This is a genomic window from Bacillus sp. S2(2024) (genome assembly GCF_050474045.1).
Taxonomy (GTDB): Bacteria; Bacillota; Bacilli; order Bacillales; family Bacillaceae_G; genus Bacillus_A; species Bacillus_A yunxiaonensis.
Genome location: NZ_JBFLUS010000003.1, coordinates 3,607,021 through 3,628,603 on the forward strand (window position 1 = coordinate 3,607,021; position 21,583 = coordinate 3,628,603).

The window sequence follows — 21,583 nt, forward strand, 5'->3', positions numbered from 1 at the left end:
TGCCCGTTAATGCGGGATAAGTAAATAAAGGCGGCCTCGGCCGCCTTTATTTACTTATATACAATTTCACCATCGACAACGGTCATCACAACGTCTATCTCTTTTATTTCCTCTTTCTCAATTTCAAATATATCTCTGTCTAGCACAGTAAAATCCGCTTCATACCCTGCAGCAATTTTCCCGCGGTTTTCTTCTTTTCCAATCGCATATGCGCTTCCTGTTGTGAATAGCGAAATAGCTTCAAATACCGTTAACTTTTCTTCTGGTATATAACAGTTTTCATCCACAAAGCTTTTTCTTGTTACGGCGCTGTATATCCCTAAAAGTGGATTCACCTGCTCGATTGGTGCATCCGAACCGCCCGCGCAGTGTAAGCCAGCATGAAGGAGCGTTTTCCATGCATATGCGTAGCGAAGGCGATGCTCCCCTAGTTTTTCAATAACAGATGGAAAGTCGGAAGAAACGAAGACAGGTTGAAGATCTAAAATTACAGGGAGCTTCTTCATACGATTGATTAACTCTTCGCGTACAAGTTGACAGTGAATAATGCGATCACGCTGCCCTTCTTTTGGTGGATACATTTCGAGCGCATCTATCACATATTCAAGTGATAAATCACCAATCGTATGTATCGCAACAGGCATATTGAAATCTCTCGCTTGTTTTACAAGTAGCGCAAGTTCATCGCGCGAAAAGATGGCAACTCCATTTGTTTCCTTTGCATCTTCATATGGTTCACTAAGCAGCGCTGTCCGTCCCCCAAAGGAACCATCTGAAAAGATTTTCATTGCTCCAAACTCAATATAATGTGTACTCTCATAGCGCTCCCGTTCATGTGCCACCTCATGATGAATGAGAAGGTGTGCTTTAAACGGCATATCTCGAATCACTTCTGCAAAGGCTTTATATGTTTTTTGAAAACCACCGTAATAGTTTAAGTCTTCTGTATGTCCACCAACTAATCCGTATTTCCAACAATCTTGAATGGCTGTTCTCAGTGCGTTGGTTACATACGCTGCATCAATTTCTGGTTGAATATGAGCAATTAAATCCTGCGCTTGTTCGTACAATAAACCGGTGAATTCACCAGTTTTATCACGCCCAATTTTCCCGCCTTTCGGATCTTCTACCCCTTGCACAATCTCTGCTTTCTCAAGAACATAGGAATTTACCCAAGTCACATGACGACAGACGCGTTTCAATAAAATAGGATGATGAAGTGACAGAGCATCTAAATCACGTTTATGTATGTCTTTTCGATCTGTAAAATTATTTTCATTCCAGCCCTCTCCAATAATCCATTCTCCTTGTTTAGCTGTTTTTATTCGCTCAGCAACAAGATGCAGCACTTCTTGATAGGATGTACATGTCGATAAATCTAAGCGAAGCAATCGTTCTCCGTGTCCAATAAGATGCATATGACTATCGACAAGACCAGGGAGCATTGTTTTGCCTTCTACATTAAATAACTGCTTCGGACGATAACGAGCTTCTAACTCTTCTCTCGTTCCAACGGCAATAATCTTACCATTTTCTACATAAATGGCTTCTACAGTCGTTCCTTCTTCTTCCATCGTATAAATCTTTCCGCCATACCAAAGTTCTCCCATTTTTTCTCCCCCTTTGCTTCTTACTTTTTAGTGTACGAAATTGTCAGCAAGAAAAAAAGCAGACAGATTTCTCTGCCTACGATTCTTCTTTACTCCGCTATTATCAGGCAGTAAGACCCCACCTTAAAATTCAGAGAAAACCGAAAAGGGGGAACTGCCCGTAAAATCCCAATTGGGCGGGCTTTCCATCAGTAGAGGATAAAGCCCTCCACTGACGGAAGTTTCACTTTATTTCGAAGCTAATTCCATTTCACGTTTTCGCAATTCTACGCGGCGAATTTTACCGGAAATTGTTTTTGGAAGTTCTTCCACAAATTCAATCTTTCGCGGGTATTTGTAAGGTGCTGTTAATTCTTTTACATGCTCTTGCAGAAGCGGAATTAACATTTCATCCTTTTTCTCTATCCCCTCTTGTAAAACAATAAAGGCTTTTACGACATTCCCTCTTATTTCGTCTGGACTTGCCACAACAGCACATTCTCTTACGTATGGATGCTTCACAAGTGCATCTTCCACTTCAAACGGCCCAATTGTATAACCAGAACTAATAATAATATCGTCGCCTCGCCCTTCAAACCAGAAGTAGCCATCTTCGTCCTTTTTCGCCTGATCACCTGTAATATAATAATCACCGCGAAATTGCATAGTTGTACGTTCCGGGTCTTTATAGTACTGCTTAAATAATGCCGGTGTTTTGATGTGCACCGCAATATCTCCTACTTCTCCCGGAAGAACTGGTTTACCATCTTCATCAACAATGTCAACTTGATTACCTGGTGTTGGTTTCCCCATCGAACCAGGCTTTGTCTCCATTCCTTTTAATACACCAACAAGTAATGTATTTTCTGTTTGGCCATAACCATCTCGAACCGTTACATGAAAATAATTTCGGAATGTATCAATAACCTCTCTGTTCAATGGCTCTCCCGCCGAAACAGCACTATGCAGGGAAGACAAGTCATATTGCTGCAAGTTTTCTATTTTTGCCATTAAACGATATTCAGTCGGCGTACAGCACAATACATTTACTTTATTATCACTTAATAATTGCAAATATGTTGCCGGGTCAAATTTCCCGTGATACACAAATCCCGTTGCACCTGAACCAAGTGTTGCAAGAAAAGGACTCCAAACCCACTTTTGCCATCCTGGACTTGCTGTTGCCCACACAACATCATTTTCTTCGATTGCTAACCAATTTGCAGCGCTCGTACGAAGGTGAGCATACGCCCAAGCATGTGTATGTACAACACCTTTTGGATTGCCTGTCGTGCCAGATGTATAGGATAAAAAGACCATATCATCACAGTTTGTCTTTGCCACTTCTAGTATATCACTCTCTGTTTCAAGCGCTTCCCTTATGTTGTTCCAACCGTCTAGCGGTTTTTCACTTAATACAAATTTACAAAGTGAATTCATCGCTTCGATTCCGTCGAATTGTCTAACGTACGGTTCGTAACTCACAATCGCTTTTACTTCTCCATGGGCAATGCGGTATTCAATATCTTTTTTACGCAGCATTTCTGAACTTGGAATGACAACAAATCCCGCTTTAATTGCGGCAATATACGTCATATATGTTTCAATCAGACGAGGCATCATAATGAGAAGCTTGTCCCCTTGTTGCAGACCACTTTTTATAAAAGCGTTTCCAATTTTGTTTGCTCCTTTTAACAATTCCCCATATGTCACTTTCTTTTTATTGCCTTGATCATCTTGCCAAATAAGCGCAAGTTTATTTGGCTCTTTTGCATAACGCTCCATCTCTTCTACTAAGTTATACGTTGGCGGTGCTAATAATTCTTCACGGCTCACATGTCTCATACTCTTCCCCCTTTACAATATACGACTTCCCTTTAATAATAAAGAATTTTCTGTCAATAATAAAGAGTTTTCTGTCGATAGTAAAGAATTTTCTGTCAATTTAAAACTATCTTCTTTTGACAAATCGGTTTATATTTTGACTAGTTGGCTACAATAGTAGATGTTTTCTCTTATTTTTTGACAGAAAACAACAACAAAAAGAAAGAGCGGGAAATCCCACTCTCTCTAAGCCATTATATATGGTTGTTATCGTTGAAAACCGCCTAATTGTTGTTCAGCCATTGCAACTAAACGTTTTGTAATTTCGCCACCAACAGATCCGTTAGCACGAGATGTTGTATCTGCTCCAAGTTGTACACCAAACTCTTGAGCGATTTCGTATTTCATTTGATCTAAAGCAGCTTCTGCACCAGGAACTACTAAGTTATTTGTATTATTGTTTGCCATATTGTATCACCTCCTTGTGAGTATAGAGTGTGATAAACTATATGGCTTCATACATATCTTTTAATGGTAATTTATGGTTTTTAAATAAGCTTTAGAATAAATCTTCGAATTGTTCTTCTTCTGCTACTTCTACTGTTTGTAATACCATTTTCTCCGTATTGGCAACCGCTTCTTCAATAAGCGGCGTAAAATCATAGTATGATTCAAATTTATTCGCTTTTTCCCGCTTCGGTTTTGTCGTTGGACTCGCTGGAGTAAATACTGTACAACAATCTTCATACGGACGAATTGAAATATCATACGTGTCGATTTCGTTTGCAATTTTAATAATTTCTAGCTTATCCATTGCAATAAGCGGACGGATAATCGGATAATTCGTCACTTCGTTAATCGTATGCATACTATCCAATGTTTGACTCGCCACTTGTCCAAGGCTTTCCCCTGTCGTAAGAGCAAGTGCGTTACGCTCTTCTGCAATACGCTCTGCAATGCGCATCATCATACGACGCATAATTGTCATCGAATAGCTAGATGGAATTTCTTTATTAATTGTTTTTTGCACTTCTGTAAACGGTACAAGATGAAGTGTCACACGTTTACAATACTTCGTTAACTGCTGTGCTAAGTCAATAACTTTCTGTTTTGCACGTTCGCTAGTAAATGGCGGACTATGAAAATGAATAGCTTCCACTGATACGCCGCGCTTCATTGTTAAGTAAGCTGCAACAGGGCTATCAATACCACCTGAAAGAAGAAGCATGACCTTTCCGCCAACACCAACTGGAAGACCGCCAGCTCCCATGCGCTCATCGCACATAATATAGCTATAACCGCTTCTAATTTCAACACGGATATTTACATCTGGATTATGAACATCTACTGTAATATCCTCTGTATTTTGTAAAATATGCCCGCCGATTTCTGGAAGCAATTCCATCGTTTGCATCGGAAAATGCTTATAAGAACGATGAACTGTAATTTTAAATGTTTTTACTTCACGCTTTACTTGCAGAAAAGCAGCAAGTGCACCTTTTTTAATTTCTTCTAAATCTGTTGGCACTTTCATTGCTAAGTTAAACTTGTGAATACCAAACACATCTTGCAGCTTATCCGCAACAGCTTCATGATCTTCACCATTTAACTGAATATACATCCGGTCATGCGTTGCATCAATTTTTAAATTTGTAAATTTCTTCAACTTATGTTTTACGTTGTCTTTCAATGTACTTACAAACTTAGAACGGTTCTTTCCTTTTGTTGTCATTTCGCCGTAACGAACTAAAATATATTCGTATGTCATCATCTTTCCTTACCTCATCACTTCATATAATTTTGGCAATGTTTCTTTTACAATTCCTTCGAATTGTTTTACTTCTTCCATCGTATTTTCCGGCGCTAGACTTACGCGAATTGCACTTGCTGCTACTTCGTGCGGCAAGCCCATCGCCAGTAAAACGTGGCTAACTTCGTTTGCTTTTGAAGAGCAAGCAGACTTTGTCGATACATACACATCACGTTCTTCTAGAGCATGTACAACAACCTCTGGCTTTAATCCTACAAATGATACGTTTAAAATATGCGGTGCCGTATGTTCATTGGGCGTATTAATTGTAACATCTTCCATATCATTAAAAACATGAATGAGTTCTTCTTTTAATGCTTGAAGGTGCATGATATTCTCTGACCGCTTTTCTAATGTCATTCGCAAAGCTTTTATCATTGCAACAATTCCCGGCAAGTTTTCTGTGCCAGAACGGTAACGCAACTCTTGTCCACCACCTGATAAAACTGGATCAAGTCTAACACCATCGCGAACATATAAAAGCCCTGTACCTTTTACACTATGGAACTTATGCCCAGAAATCGTACAAAGGTCAATATGATTTTCATACAAATCAAGCGGGACTTTTCCAATTCCTTGCACATGATCCACATGAAATCGTACTTTCGGATAATTTGCTAATAACTTCCCAATTTCACCAACAGGCTGAATCGCTCCTGTTTCGTTATTAACGTGAATCATGGAAACAAGAATTGTATCCTCTCGAAGAGCACGTTTTACATCTTCTACCGATACAACACCGTTTTTATTTACAGGTAAATATGTAACGTCAAAACCAAGATTTTCTAGCTGTTTATATGCCTCAGACACAGAAGCGTGTTCAATATTTGTTGTAATCATATGCTTGCCGCGGGAGCGATTTCTCATCGCAATCCCCTTAATTGCAAGGTTATTCCCTTCTGTTCCTCCAGACGTGAAGATAATTTCTGAAGGCTTGACACGAAGAAGCTGCGCTGCAATCGCACGTGATTGCGTTAATAAACGCTCTGATTCTCCTCCAAGGGAATGAATAGAAGAAGGATTCCCAAAATATTTTCCTGCAACTGTTACATAAGATTGCAAGGCTTCTGGGTATGGTTTTGTCGTCGCACTATTATCAAAATAGATCATCGTTCTTCCCCTTTCAGCGATATCGCATCACACAATCATATCATAAGTTCATGCGTTTACGCTAAACATGCTCATAGTTTCCGTCATTAAAGCGGAAGTATGCTTTTCTACTTTTAACTAAAAAACGCTCTATATTCCGCTATTCATTATAGCAATATTACATCCTCATGCATACAAAAGTTGTCTAAACAAAAACAAACCCCTTAATACATATTAAGGAGTTTGTTCTAAGTCAACAAATTCAGCAATCTTTTGGACAACACCTGGCTCAATTTGTTCTAATACAGAAGCTGCTTGTTCTAGTGCTGCATCATATTCATATTCACGGAATAATCGCTCTGCATGATCTAAACTTTGTGCCAGCATATCATCATGACTGCGATAACGGTTACCATACTGAATTAACTTCTCTACTAAATATGCTTGCTCAATTAATTCTTGCGTTGCTTCATATACACCATTTACAATAGCTACCGCTTCTTCTAACGTACTGGTTACCACACCCATATTTAGTGGTTTTAATTCCAGCTGCTCATATACATTTTGCATCGCTTGTTGGCCGTTTTGCAAATCAACCATGATATTATCTGGTAAACCTGGTAAATTTGATTTTTGCATCATACGTTTTGATTCCATTATTGTATGGCGCATTTCTCGTAACGCTTCACGTGCTTCAAATTCATCTTTACGCATTGTTTGCAACATATCTTTGTACTCATCGTGAAGTATTTTCAATGTTTCACATTGCTCGTAAATTTCCTCTAATTCTTCTCGAATCACAGAGAATGCAATATCTTGCTCTGCAATACGAAGTTGTAATACTTCGAAACGCTTCATCAAAATATGCATTTGTTTTTCAATCACTTTTTGTGATTCAATATCTTTATCTTGCAGCTGATAACTTTGCTTCACAAACTGTGTTTCTGCTTTTGTTTCCAGTGCCTGCTCGCGAATTGTTTCTAAATCTTCGTATACAGCTACTGTCTGCTGTTCAACATAATATTTCGCTCTCACTTCTAATTCCAATTGTTCGTATAACGTATCGAGCTGCGCTTTTAAAACGTCGATTTTTTCTTTTGCTTCCAGCACATGTAGATATTCTAAATCCGCAAGACATGTTTGCAGTTGTTGGTTCATTTCTCTTACTTCTTTTGGGATTTCCAAATGATTTAATACATAGCCTTGCTTTTTCATATCGTCGTGACCTTGTGTTAAGTCTTCTAATTGTACTGGTAAGGTCGCCTGGCATTCTACTAATAAATCAGGCACTTCATGCACAATCAGTTCTAAATTTGATAGTCCTTCTTCTAAACTTATAACAATTTCACGCGCTTTTAAATAATCTCCATTTTGAGTAGCTTCTTCAAATGTTTGAAATTTCTTCGATTCCACATCAAGTGCCTCTTCTATTTTCTGTTCTGCTGAGCCAAACATATGTCGATGAGCAAGCACGCTCTTTTTCATATTCCGATATGTATCGCGTAAATGTTCAATTTCTGAGTTGTTTTTCTCATAGCTTTCTAACAACTCTTGCAATTCATTTAAAATATCAGTAATTCGATGATCTGCTTCATCTAAACCGCTAATGGATTCATTCATTATATGCTTTGCTTTTCGGAAGGAAAATTGCGCGGCAAGTTTTTGAGCGCTTTCTAATTCTTTTTCTGCTTTCGGAAGAATATTAGCAATAATTTCATCCCATTCATTTCGCCATTTCCCAAACAGTTCTTCCGTTTGTCCGGTCATATTTAATTCTTTTACTCTCTTTAATTCATCTGCAACAGGCTTGTCCTTAATTTCTTGCTGCCATTGCTGCAATGCCTCAATATCTTTATATAAACGATTTCTCATCACGAGCTCTACTATAAGAAAGAGCAAAATAGCGCTCACTATGATGATAACGATCGTTAAAATTGAATCCATTCAAAAGCCTCCTATTTATCTTGTTTTTTGTCCGTTCCGTTTTTTGAAATGGAAGGCGTTATGTAAGAAAAGGAAAATCCCCTATATTTAACAACTTTCAATGTACTAATCATACCATGTAATTATATGTTTTTGGCCTAGTTTTTAGAAAAATTTCGCGAAAGAATTTACTCCTTCCAAATCCATTATGGATATACCTCTACCCAAAGTGATAATTGTTAAAAAACAGTATTTCTTCTCGTAAATGCTATTACCGCTTAATTGATATACTACTATATCGTGATTTAAAAAAGAAGATGTTATCTCATAGGAAGCAAACAAAAAACAGCTCGTTTCCATACATACTGGTAACAAGCTGTTTTTATGTTTTTCGATTTTCTTTATACATAAGCCGCTCTCGGCAGGGGATAATGTGAACGCTCTATACAAAGAGTTTGCTCCATCCACTGCTCTACTTCCTTCATATACATTTCAATAAAAAACACTTCTGACGGAAATGAATGCAGCACTTCTGATATATATTGCGGATATAAATACGGCATACTAATCATTCCCTTCAGCTGTGTCATAAACATCGTGAAGGATACTTTTTGAAACTCTTTATTTTCCTGACCTTGTCTAATCAGTTGTTCCACATAATATCTCTCTTTTGAAAAGTAAATCGTCATTACTTCTCGAATTAATGTGCTATCTAATGAAAGTTCTCTGTAAAAGAAACGAGTAAGCTCTCTTCGCTCAAATTGATATTGTAAAATATTGCGTACGATCTGAAATAATACTTCTTTTGAAGATAAAAAATTCCGCCGTTCAAATGCTATTTCAATTACACGTAAGTACCCCTCTAAAAAGTCTGACACCAATTGTTCCAGCAATCCTTGTTTTCCAGCAAAATAATATGAGATATTTGCTGCATTGACATTTGCTTGTTTTGCTATATCACGCACCGATGTACCATTATATCCCTTCGCATAAAATAGCGAAATTGCCGCGTCGATAATCTTCTGTCTCACCTGTTTCACGCACTCACTCCCTTTCATCGAACAGCTTTTATCCTTTATCAAGCAGTAAGAACCCGGTTAGTTCAACTAACAATTAACCAAGGATGCCTCCTCTACTGATGGAAGTTTCACTTTTATGTAAATTTCTTGACTTTTAAGACAAATTCCTTTAATTTTCTATCGACAAAGTCGTGCGAATTATCGCTTATTTCGCGACTATTTTACATTTTTTAGGGGAAAGGCGGCGTTTTTATGTTTACAGCACAAGGATATACAGGTACACGTGAGGAACAATACGAAACAGTAATAAAACAACTCGATGCATTATTAACAGGTGAGTCAAATGTAATGGCTAACTTAGCAAATGCATCTGCTTTACTCAATGTGTTTTTACAAGATATTAACTGGGTAGGCTTTTATGTAACGGAAGGGAATCAGCTTGTACTTGGACCATTTCAAGGACTACCAGCTTGCGTTCGCATCCCATTTGGCCGTGGTGTATGCGGCGTAGCAGCGGAAACAAAAACGACGCAACTTGTCGCTGATGTTCATCAGTTCCCTGGACATATCGCCTGTGATGCAGCTTCTAATTCAGAAATTGTTGTACCACTTATCAAAAACGATGAAGTCATCGGCGTACTCGACATCGACAGTCCAAATAAAGGTCGTTTTGATGAAATCGATCAAACATATTTAGAGAAATTTGTAGAAACTTTATTAAACCATATATAAAAAAACGGCTCTTAAGATAGAGCCGTTTTTTCTTTTTGCAGCGCTTGTGATAAATCTACTACGATATCGTCCCACGCCTCAAGTCCTGCGGATAAGCGTAGTAAATTATCATAAATACCCATCTGCTCACGAATATGTTTTGGAATAACCGCATGTGTCATCGTTGCTGGATGCTGAATTAACGTTTCTGTATCCCCAAGGCTAACTGCAATTGCAATTAACTTTAAGTTATCCATCAAAGCCTGTGCCTCTTCTTTTCCACCTTTTACTGTAAACGACAGTACACCACCACCGCGCTTCATTTGTTTATTCGCAAGCATTCCTCCTGGATACCAAACATCTTCTACTAGTTCATGATTTCGCAGAAAAGCAGCAATTTTTTCTGCATTTTCAGAGTGGCGATCCATCCGCACTGCTAATGTTTTTAAACCGCGCAAAAGCAGCCATGCATCAAATGGTGACATAATCCCTCCAACATCTTTGCGAATCGGACGAATTTTTTCTGCAAGCTCTTTTGTTTTACAAATCGTAACACCCGCAACAACATCACCATGACCGCCAATATATTTTGTCGCACTGTGCAAAACAACATCGCAGCCTAATGTAAGTGGTCTTTGTAAATATGGTGAACAAAACGTATTATCAACAATAACGAGAAGTCCATGCTGCTTCGCTACTTTTACAACAAGTTCTAAATCAATAAGTTTCATCGTTGGATTAATTGGTGTTTCTACAAAAATAATCTTCGTATTCGGTTGAATACTATTTGTAATCTCTGCTTCTGTTTCCATCTCGCATAATGTATGCGTAATTGCAAATTTCTCCTCTAACACTTCTAAAAATCCATACGTACAACCGTACAATCCGTTAGAACAAACAATATGGTCCCCCGCTTTTAAAAAGGCTAAAAGCGTCCCTGAAATAGCTGCCATTCCAGAGCCAAACGCAAGCGCAGCTGTCCCTTCTTCTAAAGCTGCCATTCTTTCTTCAAATAACTCGACTGTCGGGTTACCAAGTCTAGAATAAATGTAAGCTGAGTCATATCCAGCAAAGCTCGCTTCCCCTTGCTCAGCGGTTTCAAATGTATACGTAGATGTTTGAAATAACGGTGGTGTTAAACTCCCTTTATACTGTGCAGCATCATACCCGTGATGGACCAATGTCGTTTCGATATGTTTCTTTTTCATACAAACATCCCCCTTATACTTTATTTTATGTAAGCGTTTTCTATCTGTTGCTATCCTTTCCATGAGCATTCATAAAATTCCTTCTTGCATTTTTCCAAAATTTATATGTATAAAATGAAAATTGATATTCTTGACTCCCTCCTAATAAACAGATATAATAGCCTTTGTGTAAAATAAAAAGGCAGCCTTGTAATGTGAGTTTATTGTTTGTATTTTGTTCCTCATGAAGAGGTGTATCGTGTAACTCCCTGCTGCTGGAGCGAGGATACATGAAAATGAAATGCGCATAAATGTCAATTACGTCTGTTTTTATTTTACAAAAATAAAAACATTTAAAGGAGGAGTCATTCATGGCTCGTTATACAGGTCCATCTTGGAAACTTTCTCGTCGTCTTGGAATCTCTCTAAGCGGCACAGGTAAAGAATTAGAAAAACGCCCTTACGCACCAGGTCCACACGGTCCTAACCAACGTAAGAAACTTTCAGAATACGGTTTACAATTACAAGAAAAACAAAAACTTCGTCACATGTACGGCATGACTGAGCGTCAATTCCGTCGCACATTTGACCAAGCTGGTAAAATCAAAGGTAAACACGGTGAAAACTTCATGATCCTTCTTGAAGCTCGCCTTGATAACCTAGTTTACCGCATGGGCTTAACTCGCACTCGTCGCGCTGCTCGTCAATTAGTAAACCACGGCCACATCATGGTAGATGGCGCTCGCGTTGATATCCCATCTTACCGCGTTAAACCAGGCCAAACAATCAGCGTTCGCGAAAAATCTCGCAACCTAGCTGTTGTTAAAGAAGCTATCGAAGTTAACAACTTCGTACCTGAGTACTTAACTTTCGATGCTGACAAATTAGAAGCTACTTTCACTCGCTTACCAGAGCGCGCTGAGTTAGCTGCTGAAATCAACGAAGCGTTAATCGTAGAGTTCTACTCTCGTTAATGACGAAAAGCCAATCCTTTTGGATTGGCTTTTTTCTTTGAATAAAAATATTTATTTTAGCTTTATATTCATCGTTTTATCTTGTTCATGTTTCTCGACACAAACATATGATTCACTATGATTTTTTTGTAAATGAGTTTTTTCATTTTCTGCTAGCTGTCCAGCATTCAGTAACGAAAAAATAATTAATGCTTCTAGTGACATATAGTTAAGCTCCTTTTTTCTATCACTTATAATACATACATCATACAAGCTTGTTATGAACTTGAAGTGAACATACAGAAAATTTTTGAACAAAAAAAAAGACTTCGGCATCACCGAAGTCTTTTTTTCATCTATATTCTCTTATGCTGTTTCTTTACGCTTTTCACCTAAAGAATGGTTCGCAACTTTTGTAATCGAGCTGTTTGCAATAAAGTAAATCTCCCCATCTTCCGCAATTAGCTGCGTCGTACGAAGCCCTACTTCTTCAATGATACCATCGATATCATTAATTTTCACTTTATCCCCAACTGAAAATTGATCTTCAAAAATAATAAAGAATCCTGTTACAACGTCTTTTACTAAGTTTTGCGCACCAAAACCAATTGCTAAACCAGCAACACTCACCCCAGCAAGAAGTGCTTTAATATCGATTCCTACTGTATCTAACACCGTCATAACTACCATAAAATACACAACATAATGAACAATATTTTGACAAAGCTTCGTTAATGTCGCCTCACGTCTTTCATTCGTACGCACAGGCGCTTTGCTGCTCATCTTAAAAATTTGTTCAATTCCTACACAAGCTACGCGAATAATCACTTTTGCAGCAATAAAAATAATAATTATTCTTAGGATAGTTCCCCCAAAGCTCATTAATTTTTCTGGGTTTAAAACATAATCCTCTAAAATTTTCTGAATATCCATAAAATTAACTCCTCTCCTTCAAAATGCAAAAAGCGTAAGGATTCTTACGCTTTTTCGCACATTAGTAACGAATTAAGAAATATTTTTTCTTACCGCGGCGAATAATTGTAAACTTACCTTCAATGCGGTCTTTTTCTGTTACAGTATAGTCTAACTCTTGTGTACGTTCACCATTCACATAAACCGCGCCATTTGTAATGTCTTCACGCGCTTGACGTTTTGATGGTGAAATTTTACTTTCTACAAGTACATCCACTAGTAATGCATCTTCTGTATTACGCTCCACAGATGGTACATCCTTAAAGCCTTGCTCGATTTCCGCCGCTGTTAATTCTGCAACAGAACCGCTAAATAGCGCTGCTGAAATTTTAATCGCTTGCTCTAAAGCTGCTTCACCGTGAACAAGTTTTGTCATTTCAGAAGCTAATGCTTTTTGTGCTTCACGTTTTTCTGGTGCTTCCGCTACTTGTTTTTCTAACTCAAGAATCTCTTCATGAGATAAGAATGTAAAGTATTTTAAGTATTTAACAACATCGCGGTCATCTGTATTAATCCAGAATTGGTAGAACTCGTAAGGTGTTGTTTTTTCTGGGTCTAACCAAACTGCTCCACCTTCTGTTTTACCAAACTTCGTACCGTCAGATTTCGTTACAAGCGGTACAGTTAAACCAAATGCCTTCGCATCTTCTTCTGATTTACGGATTAATTCAAGACCAGCTGTGATGTTACCCCATTGGTCACTACCACCAATTTGTAATTTACAGCCGTATGTTTGGTATAAGTTTAAGAAATCGTATGATTGTAAAATCATGTAACTAAACTCAGTAAATGAGATACCTGTTTCTAAACGAGATGCAACTGTATCTTTCGCTAACATGTAGTTTAGACCAAAGTTTTTACCAATATCGCGTAAGAATGTGATTAAGTCTAAAGAACCGATCCAATCGTAGTTGTTTGCGATAATCGCTGGATTCCCTGTTTTTTCAAAGTCTAAGAAGCTAGAAAGCTGCTCTTTAATACGCTCACTGAAAAAGGCAACTGTTTCTTTTTCATTTAATGTACGTTCTGCTTTTTTACCACTTGGGTCACCGATTAAACCTGTACCTCCGCCAACAAGTGCGATTGGTTGATGCCCTGCTTGTTGGAAGCGACGTAGTATTAAAATTGGCAGCATATGACCAATATGTAAACTGTCAGCTGTTGGATCAAAGCCACAGTATAATTTCACACTTTCTTTCTCTAACAACTCTTGTAAACCTTCTGCATCCGTTTGTTGGTTAATCAGACCACGGAACTCAAGATCTTGTAAAATGTTCATCAGATTCACTCCTTTAAAAATAGTTTGTGCGCGGAATTTAAAACATAAAAAAATCGCCCCTTCAATAAGGGACGATTTTACTCATCGCGTTACCACCCTAGTTGCAGGAAAAAACCTGCCACTTCATTCACATAACGGCTCATCACCGTCTTTCCCCTTTTAGATTCGGATTAAATCCAATCGAAGAAAGATGCTCCAGAGGTGTAATTCACGATCATTTATGTGCTGATTTCCACCGACCATCAGCTCTCTAAAACAGGGAAATGATCACTACTGTTCCCTTTCCACGCTCGATTATTTATATACTTCTCTTTATAACATCATTTGTATATGCCTGTCAAATGCAGCCCAAAATTTCTCCGTTGTGATTTCGTTATGTCACTTTTTTAAAATTTTTACTGATTGGCAATGAATATTGTAAGTAAAGAAAGGAGCGGAACACTGGCTAACAAAGAGATGTGAAACACAATTGATAAATCATTACCAATTGTCGCTTCAACAGGATCTTTAGCCGGAGACGCAAGAAAACGTAAAAAACGATCTCCCATATTCACTTTTTGCGGAAAATCAGGAATTTCCACATGATCACTATCTAAATGCTGTTTCAATCTATATTCTTTATCAAAGGGATTTTCGTTCAATTTCATCCACCTCCAGCAATTGTTTCAATTTCTTCATGCCATGATAAAGCCTCGATTTCACCGTTCCTACAGGAATATCAAGTACCTCTGCGATTTCCTTTTGCGGCATATCATGATAATAAGAAAGAATAAGGACCGCTCGTTGGTCCTCTGGAACCTTCAAAATCGCTTCTCTCACTGTAAGACGGTCTTCTTGCGAAAATTCCTTCTCTTGAATCGGTACAAGAAATGGTATAAGTGAACGCCATTTCTTTCTTCGATTCAGTTTATTAATCATAAGCCGATGACCAATTTGAAACAAATACGTTTTAATCTTTCCTTTTTCAATCTCATACATATGTTTCTTACGTTCTAACGTCAAAAACGTATCTTGAACGAGGTCTATGCTCAGCTGTTCATCACGGCTAAAACGATATAAAAACGTATATAACGCTGGTTTGATTAAGAGATATAATCTTTCTCCTGCTCGCTTATCCCCATTTTGATATGCAAGCATGAGTTCTTCCTCAATCCCAATCTGTGCCATGTTTTTTAATCTCCTTTATCCCCTTTAACGTTAAAGAGATTCGGCTAATTAAATAAATACTTGCAACTAATGTCCAAACCTGCGCTTGATTCGTAAAAAATTGTACATACGGATTTTGAACTGTTAATCCGCTTGAAACTAGGAAATTTAACACTTGTACACATATACAAGCGTACACTGCAACGCAGACAGATATTGTATCAAATACATTCCAACGAAAGTATACTTTTGTTTTTGTAAAATCGATTTTATTCCCGGCTTTCCGCACAATATATTTCTTGTCAAACGGTATAAGGATTGAGAACATAACAATCATTGTACTTGCCAGTGTAATCATTGAAACTTTAAACCCTATCGCCATTGGCAAAAACAGACCTATAGTAAACACGGTGATAATACTTATTACAACTAATGAAAGCATCATCCATCTATTCTGCATATAAACCGCCTCCTAATCTATCATGTCATAAACTTATACAAATACTGGAGGAAAATGGTTCAAAAATTATTTTATTTCTTAATAACATACTTAAAATAAGCAAGTTCTGAACTATACTTGATTCAGAACTTGCTTATTTAATCTTCCATCGTAGACAGTCGCCTATCGGCAAGTTTAATCCCCAAACCTTTAAACTAACGTGTAGCAGGGGCTTGGTTAGCTTGGCTAACCATAAGTGAGAAATGAGCTTTACTTATGAAAATGACTACGGTCGTTTTTCCAGTGCTAATTTAATCCCAAATGCCAAAAGTACAAAACCGCTTATCCCTTGAATAGCCCGCTCTGTGGACGGCTTTTTCATCCATGTCCGAATTGCATTGATTAAATAAATATAGAGTATAAACCATAGAAAGGTTAAAACTGTATATGTCATACCCATAATAAAAAGTTGAAAAAACGTATTTCCATCATGCTGTATAAATTGTGGTAAAAATGTTAAAAAGAAAATAGCTACTTTTGGATTTAACAAATTAGTAAGAAAACCTTGCCGGAAGCAAGGAGCGCCCTGATACTTATTTTCAACTGTAATATCCTCTGTTTCTTTTCCTTTCTTCCGTAAAGACCACAATGATACGCATCCTAAATAAATAAGATAAATAGCACCAATATACTTAAAAATAGAAAATAAAAATGCCGATTTAACAAGAATTGCAGAAATCCCAAGTACAGCTGCTAACGTATGAATACTTAAACCGCATAGAATACCAAAAACAGTTTTCATTCCGCCTTGTTTTCCCTGCAACATTGTATTCTGAGTTACTAATCCCGTATCAGGTCCTGGCAAAATAATAAGAAAAATTGACATAGCAACAAAAAGATAATATTGCGTCATTAACATCCCTCCACAGGTTACATCTTTTCTTTATCCCGCTACTTACGGGCAGTAAGACTTCCACCTCAAGATTCTGAGAGAACAAAAAAGATAGGCGGGGATGAAGCCCCCACTGATGGAACTCTCACTTTATACCATTATATTAACATTCTTGCATCCTCTGTTGCATTTTACATATTACAATAAGGTATATGTAACGCTGAACAATTTGAACACAATTTCACTATACTCTAAACAAGAAAGGCCTGAACCAAGTATAGTTCAGACCTTTCTTACTTAATCTTCCATCGTAGACAAGTCTCCTGTTGGTAAGTTTAACTCCCACGCCTTTAATACACGGCGCATAATTTTACCGCTTCTCGTTTTCGGTAATTTATCACGGAACTCAATTTGACGAGGGGCCGCATGAGCAGCCAATCCTTTTTTCACAAATTGGCGAATATCTTCTTTTAATTCTTCAGATGGTTCATAGCCTGCGCGCAGTGCAATAAACGCTTTAATAATCTCGCCGCGCACTGGATCTGGAATTCCGATAACACCAGCTTCTGCAACTGCTACGTGCTCGATTAATTTACTTTCTACTTCAAATGGACCAACGCGCTCGCCTGACGTCATAATAACATCATCAATACGCCCTTGGAACCAGAAGTATCCATCTTCATCCATATACGCAGAGTCACCTGACACATACCAATCTCCTTGCATAAAATAAGACTCATATTTTTGCGGGTTATTCCAAACAGCACGCATCATCGATGGCCAGCCTTTTCCAATTGCTAAGTTCCCCATTGTATATGGCGGCAATTCATTTCCTTCATTATCAACGATTGCTGCCTTCACGCCCGGAATTGGTTTTCCCATTGATCCTGGACGAATTTCCATACAAGGATAGTTACAGATAACTTGTCCTCCTGTTTCTGTCATCCACCATGTATCATGAATGCGAAGATGGAACACTTTCATCGCCCAGCGAATAACTTCTGGATTTAACGGCTCACCAACACTCAAAATATGACGAAGTGCTGATACATCATACTTCTTCAGCGTATCGTCACCAGCACCCATTAGCATACGGAATGCTGTCGGAGCGCTATACCAAACTGTTACACCATAATTTTGAAGCGTTTCGTACCAAGCATCCGGGCTAAAACGTCCACCTAAAACTACGTTAGATGCCCCAACTAGCCAAGGCGCAAAAATACCGTATGCTGTTCCTGTTACCCAGCCTGGATCTGCTGTGCACCAATACACATCATCTTCTTTTAAGTCTAGTACCCATTTTGCTGTTTGGTATTGCTGTACCATTGCATTTTGAACGTGCAGCACGCCTTTTGGTTTTCCTGTAGAACCAGACGTATAATGTAAAATAAGTCCATCTTCTCTTCCAAGCCATTCAATGTTTAATTGGTTCGAAGCTTGTTCAAAAGGCAGGTTAAACGCTGTAATTTTACCGCCTTCTTCAACATTTTCACCAACAACAAATACTGTTTTTAATGCTGGTAAATCATTAAAAGGTATACGCTCTAACAATTCTGGCGTTGTTACAAGCACCTTTGCTTCACTATCCACTAAACGATCGCATACAGCGGCTTCCATGAAAGCTTCAAATAGCGGCCCTACGATTGCTCCAAGTTTTACTGCACCAAGTAAAGTAAAATATAATTCCGGTGAACGAGGCATAAAAATAAAGACGCGATCGCCTTTTTCGACATCCCCATAATTCTTTAAGACATTTCCTGCTTTATTCGACAACTCCATCATTTCTTTAAATGTATATTTCTCTTTTCTCTCGCCATCTTGATAATACAATGCTACTTTATTTTTCCGGTGGGATTTGGCATGTCGATCAATTGCTTCGTAAGCCATATTTACTCGCCCAGTTTCATGCCAAGAAAAGTTTTGATTTACTTCTTCCCAATTAAAATTTTGATATGCTTCATCATAATTCAACAAATTATTTTCACCTTTAATTACTGGAAGCGTTTCTACTTTCATTCTTTACATCCCCCTTCTATGTACTCAATATATTTTATTATAAATGTATTTTTTATAATTTTCAGTATTTTTTACAAATTTCGGACAAATTTTTGCTGACAAATTTCGATTCACATCGCATACTGAGTACAGTAGTATGAAAATAGATAGTAGATTCACAAAGCTCTAAAGGTGGTGAGCCTAAAATTGATTCATAGTAAAGTGTACAACGTAAAAAACTTGAAAACGCCGAAAGGGACTTTAGTTATTGAAGGTCCTGTCCAAACACATAATTTAGAAATGTATGAGTTTCATCCGGATTTAGTTGCCTTTCGACCTGCTGATCAGCAATATAAAGCAATTGTCGAAATTTCTAAGTTACCAGAAGCTCGAATCATTATCGCTCGTCATGAACAAATAATTGTTGGCTATGTAACCTATTTATATCCTGATCCGCTTGAAAGATGGTCTGAAGGAAAGATGGAGGATTTAATCGAACTTGGTGCCATTGAAGTTGCATCGGATTTTCGCGGATGTGCTGTCGGAAAAAATTTATTAGAAGTTTCCATGATGGATGATTATATGGAAGATTATATTATTTTAACTACAGAATACTATTGGCACTGGGATTTAAAACAAACCGGCTTAAATGTTTGGGAGTATCGAAAAGTAATGGAAAAAATGATGAATGCTGGTGGACTGGAATGGATGGCAACAGATGATCCTGAAATTTGTTCACATCCAGCAAACTGCTTAATGGTTCGCATTGGAAAACGAGTTAACACGCAATCCATTCAAAAATTTGACCGCTTACGCTTCCAAAATCGTTTCATGTACTAAAAGGGGGATTACATCATGATTGTTGAAGAAATTATGAATCAAAATGTAACAGCGCTGCGCCCAACTGACACGATTGAAACAGCTCTAAGAACATTGGCAGCAAAAAGCATCCGTCACATTCCAGTTATAAATGAAAAATATGAAGTCGTTGGGATTATTTCCGACCGTGACGTTCGAGATGCAAGTCCATCCATTCTTGATGAACAAGTTTCAATGGATGCTCTTAAAGAGCCGATTGAACGTATTATGAAGCATCCCGTTATGACATGTCACCCTCTTGACTTCGTTGAAGAAATTGCCACTTTATTTTTTGAAAATAAAATTGGCTGCCTTCCTGTTACAAAAAGCGGTAAGCTTGTCGGTATTATTTCAGAATCAACTGTACTGCATACGCTCGTTAAATTAACAGGGGCTCATCAACCAAGTTCACAAGTTGAAATTCAAATAAAAAATGAACCTGGTATTCTTGGAAAAGTTGTTGCAGTTTTTAGTGAACTGAAAATTAACATTGTGAGCGTTCTCGTCTATCCAGCAAAGGAAGAGAGCGACAAAGTTCTTGTTTTCCGCATTCAAACAATGAATCCTCTTAAAGCAATTGAAGAGCTAGAACAAAAAGGTTACCATGTGTTATGGCCGAATATCGCGGGGATGGGAACATGAAAAATGTATTCATTTACTCAGAAGATTATCAGGGCTATTCCTTTAGTCCTGATCACCCTTTTAATCAGCTTCGCGTAAAGCTGACGTATGATTTGCTCCAAAAAGGAGGATTCATACAACCTTCACAAGTCATTCCACCTCGAATCGCAACAGATGAAGAAATTGCTTTAATTCATACAGAGGAGTACATAAATGCGGTAAAACGTGCTGGAGAAGGAACGCTAGAAAAATCAATCGCAATGTCCTACGGTCTTGGAACAGAAGATACGCCAATGTTTGCCAATATGCATGAAGCAAGCGCCCTTCTTGTTGGAGGGACATTAACTGCGGTCGATGCAATCCTTGAAGGAAAAGCAGAACATGCTCTAAATTTAGGAGGCGGCTTACATCATGGCTTTCGCGGCAAAGCATCTGGCTTTTGTATTTATAATGACAGCTCAATTGCCATTAAATATATGCAGCAAAAATACGGTCTTCGTGTTTTATACATTGACACAGACGCTCATCATGGCGATGGTGTACAGTGGTCCTTTTATGATGATCCTAACGTATGCACAATTTCCTTGCATGAAACAGGACGTTACTTATTTCCAGGAACAGGTGCTGTAAACGAACGTGGTCAAGGGAATGGATATAGCTATTCTTTTAACGTTCCTCTTGATGCTTTTACAGAAGATGAATCATTTACACATGCATATCGCACTGTTATTCGTGAAGTCGCTGATTATTTCAAACCAGATATTATCTTAACGCAAAACGGAGCTGACGCTCATTATTATGACCCTCTAACACATCTTTGTTCAACGATACAAATTTACCGTGAAATCCCAAGACTTGCTCATGAAATTGCTCATGAATATTGCAACGGCCGCTGGATTGCAGTCGGCGGCGGCGGCTATGATATGTGGCGCGTCGTTCCAAGAGCTTGGGCACTCATTTGGCTCGAAATGAATAATATCCAGAACATCTCAGGTTATCTCCCTCCAGAATGGATTGAAGCTTGGAAAGGACAAGCTCAAACAACTCTCCCACTCACCTGGGAAGACCCAGACAACATGTATAAACCAATTCCACGAAAACAAGAAATTGAAGAAAAGAACGAATTAACTGTAACAAAATGCCTAGAAATAATTCGGAATAATATGAAAAAGGTATTATATTAAATTTTAGAATGGGAGGACTTCTTCCCATTCTATATTTAGTAACAATCTCAAGGAGTGTAGATCATGGAAGTAACGATTCAATTAGTAGACAA

The 21,583-nt window shown here is 38.0% G+C and carries 21 protein-coding genes and 1 other annotated feature; of the genes, 5 read left to right on the top strand and 16 right to left on the bottom strand.

All coding sequences use genetic code 11. From position 1 onward, the window contains the following. Positions 1 to 50: 50 nt before the first annotated feature. The 7 genes from AB1284_RS18275 to refZ all read right to left on the bottom strand — a co-directional run bounded on the left by AB1284_RS18275 (position 51) and on the right by refZ (position 9,275). Positions 51 to 1,610 carry an amidohydrolase gene (locus tag AB1284_RS18275; protein ID WP_429753580.1) on the bottom strand — a complete coding sequence of 520 codons (1,560 nt, stop codon included), beginning with the start codon at positions 1,608 to 1,610 and terminating at the stop codon, positions 51 to 53. A gap of 228 nt (positions 1,611 to 1,838) precedes the next feature. Next, positions 1,839 to 3,425: an acyl-CoA synthetase MbcS gene (gene mbcS, locus AB1284_RS18280; protein WP_429754426.1), complete on the bottom strand. Its 1,587-nt coding sequence runs from the start codon at positions 3,423 to 3,425 to the stop codon at positions 1,839 to 1,841. Between the two features lie 255 nt (positions 3,426 to 3,680). Then, entirely contained in the window at positions 3,681 to 3,881 is a 201-nt protein-coding gene (locus AB1284_RS18285) for a small, acid-soluble spore protein, alpha/beta type (RefSeq protein WP_429753579.1), read from the bottom strand. 91 nt (positions 3,882 to 3,972) lie between these two features. Then, positions 3,973 to 5,184 (bottom strand): tRNA uracil 4-sulfurtransferase ThiI, encoded by a 1,212-nt coding sequence (gene thiI, locus AB1284_RS18290; protein WP_429753578.1) that lies wholly within the window; start codon positions 5,182 to 5,184, stop codon positions 3,973 to 3,975. A 6-nt stretch (positions 5,185 to 5,190) separates the two neighbouring features. Next, positions 5,191 to 6,333, bottom strand: coding sequence for a cysteine desulfurase family protein (locus AB1284_RS18295; RefSeq protein ID WP_429753577.1), 1,143 nt, complete (start codon positions 6,331 to 6,333; stop codon positions 5,191 to 5,193). A 213-nt stretch (positions 6,334 to 6,546) separates the two neighbouring features. Next, positions 6,547 to 8,256: a septation ring formation regulator EzrA gene (gene ezrA / locus AB1284_RS18300; RefSeq protein ID WP_429753576.1), complete on the bottom strand. Its 1,710-nt coding sequence runs from the start codon at positions 8,254 to 8,256 to the stop codon at positions 6,547 to 6,549. A gap of 380 nt (positions 8,257 to 8,636) precedes the next feature. Beyond that, positions 8,637 to 9,275 carry a forespore capture DNA-binding protein RefZ gene (refZ, locus tag AB1284_RS18305; RefSeq protein ID WP_429753575.1) on the bottom strand — a complete coding sequence of 213 codons (639 nt, stop codon included), beginning with the start codon at positions 9,273 to 9,275 and terminating at the stop codon, positions 8,637 to 8,639. 231 nt (positions 9,276 to 9,506) lie between these two features. Between refZ and AB1284_RS18310 the strand changes: the two genes are divergently transcribed. Continuing rightward, complete coding sequence (locus AB1284_RS18310; protein ID WP_429753574.1) at positions 9,507 to 9,986, top strand: GAF domain-containing protein; 480 nt, start codon at positions 9,507 to 9,509, stop codon at positions 9,984 to 9,986. An 11-nt stretch (positions 9,987 to 9,997) separates the two neighbouring features. Here the strand turns inward: AB1284_RS18310 and megL are convergent, their stop codons facing one another. Beyond that, complete coding sequence (megL, locus tag AB1284_RS18315; protein ID WP_429753573.1) at positions 9,998 to 11,173, bottom strand: methionine gamma-lyase; 1,176 nt, start codon at positions 11,171 to 11,173, stop codon at positions 9,998 to 10,000. 350 nt (positions 11,174 to 11,523) lie between these two features. Between megL and rpsD the strand changes: the two genes are divergently transcribed. After that, positions 11,524 to 12,126 (top strand): 30S ribosomal protein S4, encoded by a 603-nt coding sequence (gene rpsD / locus AB1284_RS18320; protein WP_429753572.1) that lies wholly within the window; start codon positions 11,524 to 11,526, stop codon positions 12,124 to 12,126. Between the two features lie 51 nt (positions 12,127 to 12,177). Here rpsD and AB1284_RS18325 read toward each other — a convergent pair whose 3' ends face one another. From AB1284_RS18325 to acsA, 8 genes are all read right to left on the bottom strand, one after another. Then, positions 12,178 to 12,330, bottom strand: coding sequence for a transporter (locus tag AB1284_RS18325; RefSeq protein WP_429753571.1), 153 nt, complete (start codon positions 12,328 to 12,330; stop codon positions 12,178 to 12,180). 141 nt (positions 12,331 to 12,471) lie between these two features. After that, positions 12,472 to 13,038: a mechanosensitive ion channel family protein gene (locus tag AB1284_RS18330; RefSeq protein ID WP_429753570.1), complete on the bottom strand. Its 567-nt coding sequence runs from the start codon at positions 13,036 to 13,038 to the stop codon at positions 12,472 to 12,474. Positions 13,039 to 13,099: 61 nt separating this feature from the next. After that, positions 13,100 to 14,356 carry a tyrosine--tRNA ligase gene (tyrS, locus tag AB1284_RS18335; protein WP_429753569.1) on the bottom strand — a complete coding sequence of 419 codons (1,257 nt, stop codon included), beginning with the start codon at positions 14,354 to 14,356 and terminating at the stop codon, positions 13,100 to 13,102. A 64-nt stretch (positions 14,357 to 14,420) separates the two neighbouring features. Continuing rightward, positions 14,421 to 14,652, bottom strand: a binding site (T-box leader). Positions 14,653 to 14,751: 99 nt separating this feature from the next. Further along, a complete protein-coding gene (locus AB1284_RS18340) occupies positions 14,752 to 14,997 on the bottom strand; it encodes a hypothetical protein (protein ID WP_429753568.1) in 246 nt (81 codons plus the stop codon). Further along, the gene (locus AB1284_RS18345; protein ID WP_429753567.1) at positions 14,978 to 15,523 is read right to left on the bottom strand and encodes an RNA polymerase sigma factor; all 546 of its coding nucleotides are present in this window, start codon (positions 15,521 to 15,523) and stop codon (positions 14,978 to 14,980) included. Before AB1284_RS18345 ends, AB1284_RS18340 begins: the two co-directional genes overlap by 20 nt. Then, positions 15,504 to 15,962, bottom strand: coding sequence for a hypothetical protein (locus AB1284_RS18350; protein ID WP_429753566.1), 459 nt, complete (start codon positions 15,960 to 15,962; stop codon positions 15,504 to 15,506). Before AB1284_RS18350 ends, AB1284_RS18345 begins: the two co-directional genes overlap by 20 nt. Positions 15,963 to 16,227: 265 nt before the next feature. After that, positions 16,228 to 16,854 (bottom strand): LysE family translocator, encoded by a 627-nt coding sequence (locus tag AB1284_RS18355; protein ID WP_429753565.1) that lies wholly within the window; start codon positions 16,852 to 16,854, stop codon positions 16,228 to 16,230. Positions 16,855 to 17,130: 276 nt separating this feature from the next. Beyond that, complete coding sequence (gene acsA / locus AB1284_RS18360) at positions 17,131 to 18,849, bottom strand: acetate--CoA ligase (RefSeq protein WP_429753564.1); 1,719 nt, start codon at positions 18,847 to 18,849, stop codon at positions 17,131 to 17,133. A gap of 186 nt (positions 18,850 to 19,035) precedes the next feature. On the opposite strand from acsA, the gene AB1284_RS18365 reads away from it, so the two are divergent. From AB1284_RS18365 to AB1284_RS18375, 3 genes are read left to right on the top strand one after another with little or no spacing between them, the layout of a single operon-like run. Further along, positions 19,036 to 19,668: a GNAT family N-acetyltransferase gene (locus AB1284_RS18365; protein ID WP_429753563.1), complete on the top strand. Its 633-nt coding sequence runs from the start codon at positions 19,036 to 19,038 to the stop codon at positions 19,666 to 19,668. Positions 19,669 to 19,683: 15 nt separating this feature from the next. After that, entirely contained in the window at positions 19,684 to 20,328 is a 645-nt protein-coding gene (locus AB1284_RS18370; protein ID WP_429753562.1) for an acetoin utilization AcuB family protein, read from the top strand. Next, on the top strand, positions 20,325 to 21,491 hold the full coding sequence (locus AB1284_RS18375) for an acetoin utilization protein AcuC (protein ID WP_429753561.1): 1,167 nt from the start codon (positions 20,325 to 20,327) through the stop codon (positions 21,489 to 21,491). Before AB1284_RS18370 ends, AB1284_RS18375 begins: the two co-directional genes overlap by 4 nt. Positions 21,492 to 21,583: the final 92 nt, after the last annotated feature.

Bases quoted from the DNA above. Each gene is read 5' to 3' on its own strand.
- AB1284_RS18275 (WP_429753580.1), bottom strand. From the start codon at position 1,610: ATGGGAGAACTTTGGTATGGCGGAAAGATTTATACGATGGAAGAAGAA.
- AB1284_RS18345 (WP_429753567.1), bottom strand. From the start codon at position 15,523: ATGGCACAGATTGGGATTGAGGAAGAACTCATGCTTGCATATCAAAAT.
- AB1284_RS18330 (WP_429753570.1), bottom strand. From the start codon at position 13,038: ATGGATATTCAGAAAATTTTAGAGGATTATGTTTTAAACCCAGAAAAA.
- ezrA (WP_429753576.1), bottom strand. From the start codon at position 8,256: ATGGATTCAATTTTAACGATCGTTATCATCATAGTGAGCGCTATTTTG.
- acsA (WP_429753564.1), bottom strand. From the start codon at position 18,849: ATGAAAGTAGAAACGCTTCCAGTAATTAAAGGTGAAAATAATTTGTTG.
- AB1284_RS18325 (WP_429753571.1), bottom strand. From the start codon at position 12,330: ATGTCACTAGAAGCATTAATTATTTTTTCGTTACTGAATGCTGGACAG.
- AB1284_RS18375 (WP_429753561.1), top strand. From the start codon at position 20,325: ATGAAAAATGTATTCATTTACTCAGAAGATTATCAGGGCTATTCCTTT.
- rpsD (WP_429753572.1), top strand. From the start codon at position 11,524: ATGGCTCGTTATACAGGTCCATCTTGGAAACTTTCTCGTCGTCTTGGA.
- AB1284_RS18350 (WP_429753566.1), bottom strand. From the start codon at position 15,962: ATGCAGAATAGATGGATGATGCTTTCATTAGTTGTAATAAGTATTATC.
- thiI (WP_429753578.1), bottom strand. From the start codon at position 5,184: ATGATGACATACGAATATATTTTAGTTCGTTACGGCGAAATGACAACA.
- AB1284_RS18295 (WP_429753577.1), bottom strand. From the start codon at position 6,333: ATGATCTATTTTGATAATAGTGCGACGACAAAACCATACCCAGAAGCC.
- AB1284_RS18285 (WP_429753579.1), bottom strand. From the start codon at position 3,881: ATGGCAAACAATAATACAAATAACTTAGTAGTTCCTGGTGCAGAAGCT.
- AB1284_RS18355 (WP_429753565.1), bottom strand. From the start codon at position 16,854: ATGACGCAATATTATCTTTTTGTTGCTATGTCAATTTTTCTTATTATT.
- AB1284_RS18310 (WP_429753574.1), top strand. From the start codon at position 9,507: ATGTTTACAGCACAAGGATATACAGGTACACGTGAGGAACAATACGAA.
- AB1284_RS18370 (WP_429753562.1), top strand. From the start codon at position 19,684: ATGATTGTTGAAGAAATTATGAATCAAAATGTAACAGCGCTGCGCCCA.
- tyrS (WP_429753569.1), bottom strand. From the start codon at position 14,356: ATGAACATTTTACAAGATCTTGAGTTCCGTGGTCTGATTAACCAACAA.
- megL (WP_429753573.1), bottom strand. From the start codon at position 11,173: ATGAAAAAGAAACATATCGAAACGACATTGGTCCATCACGGGTATGAT.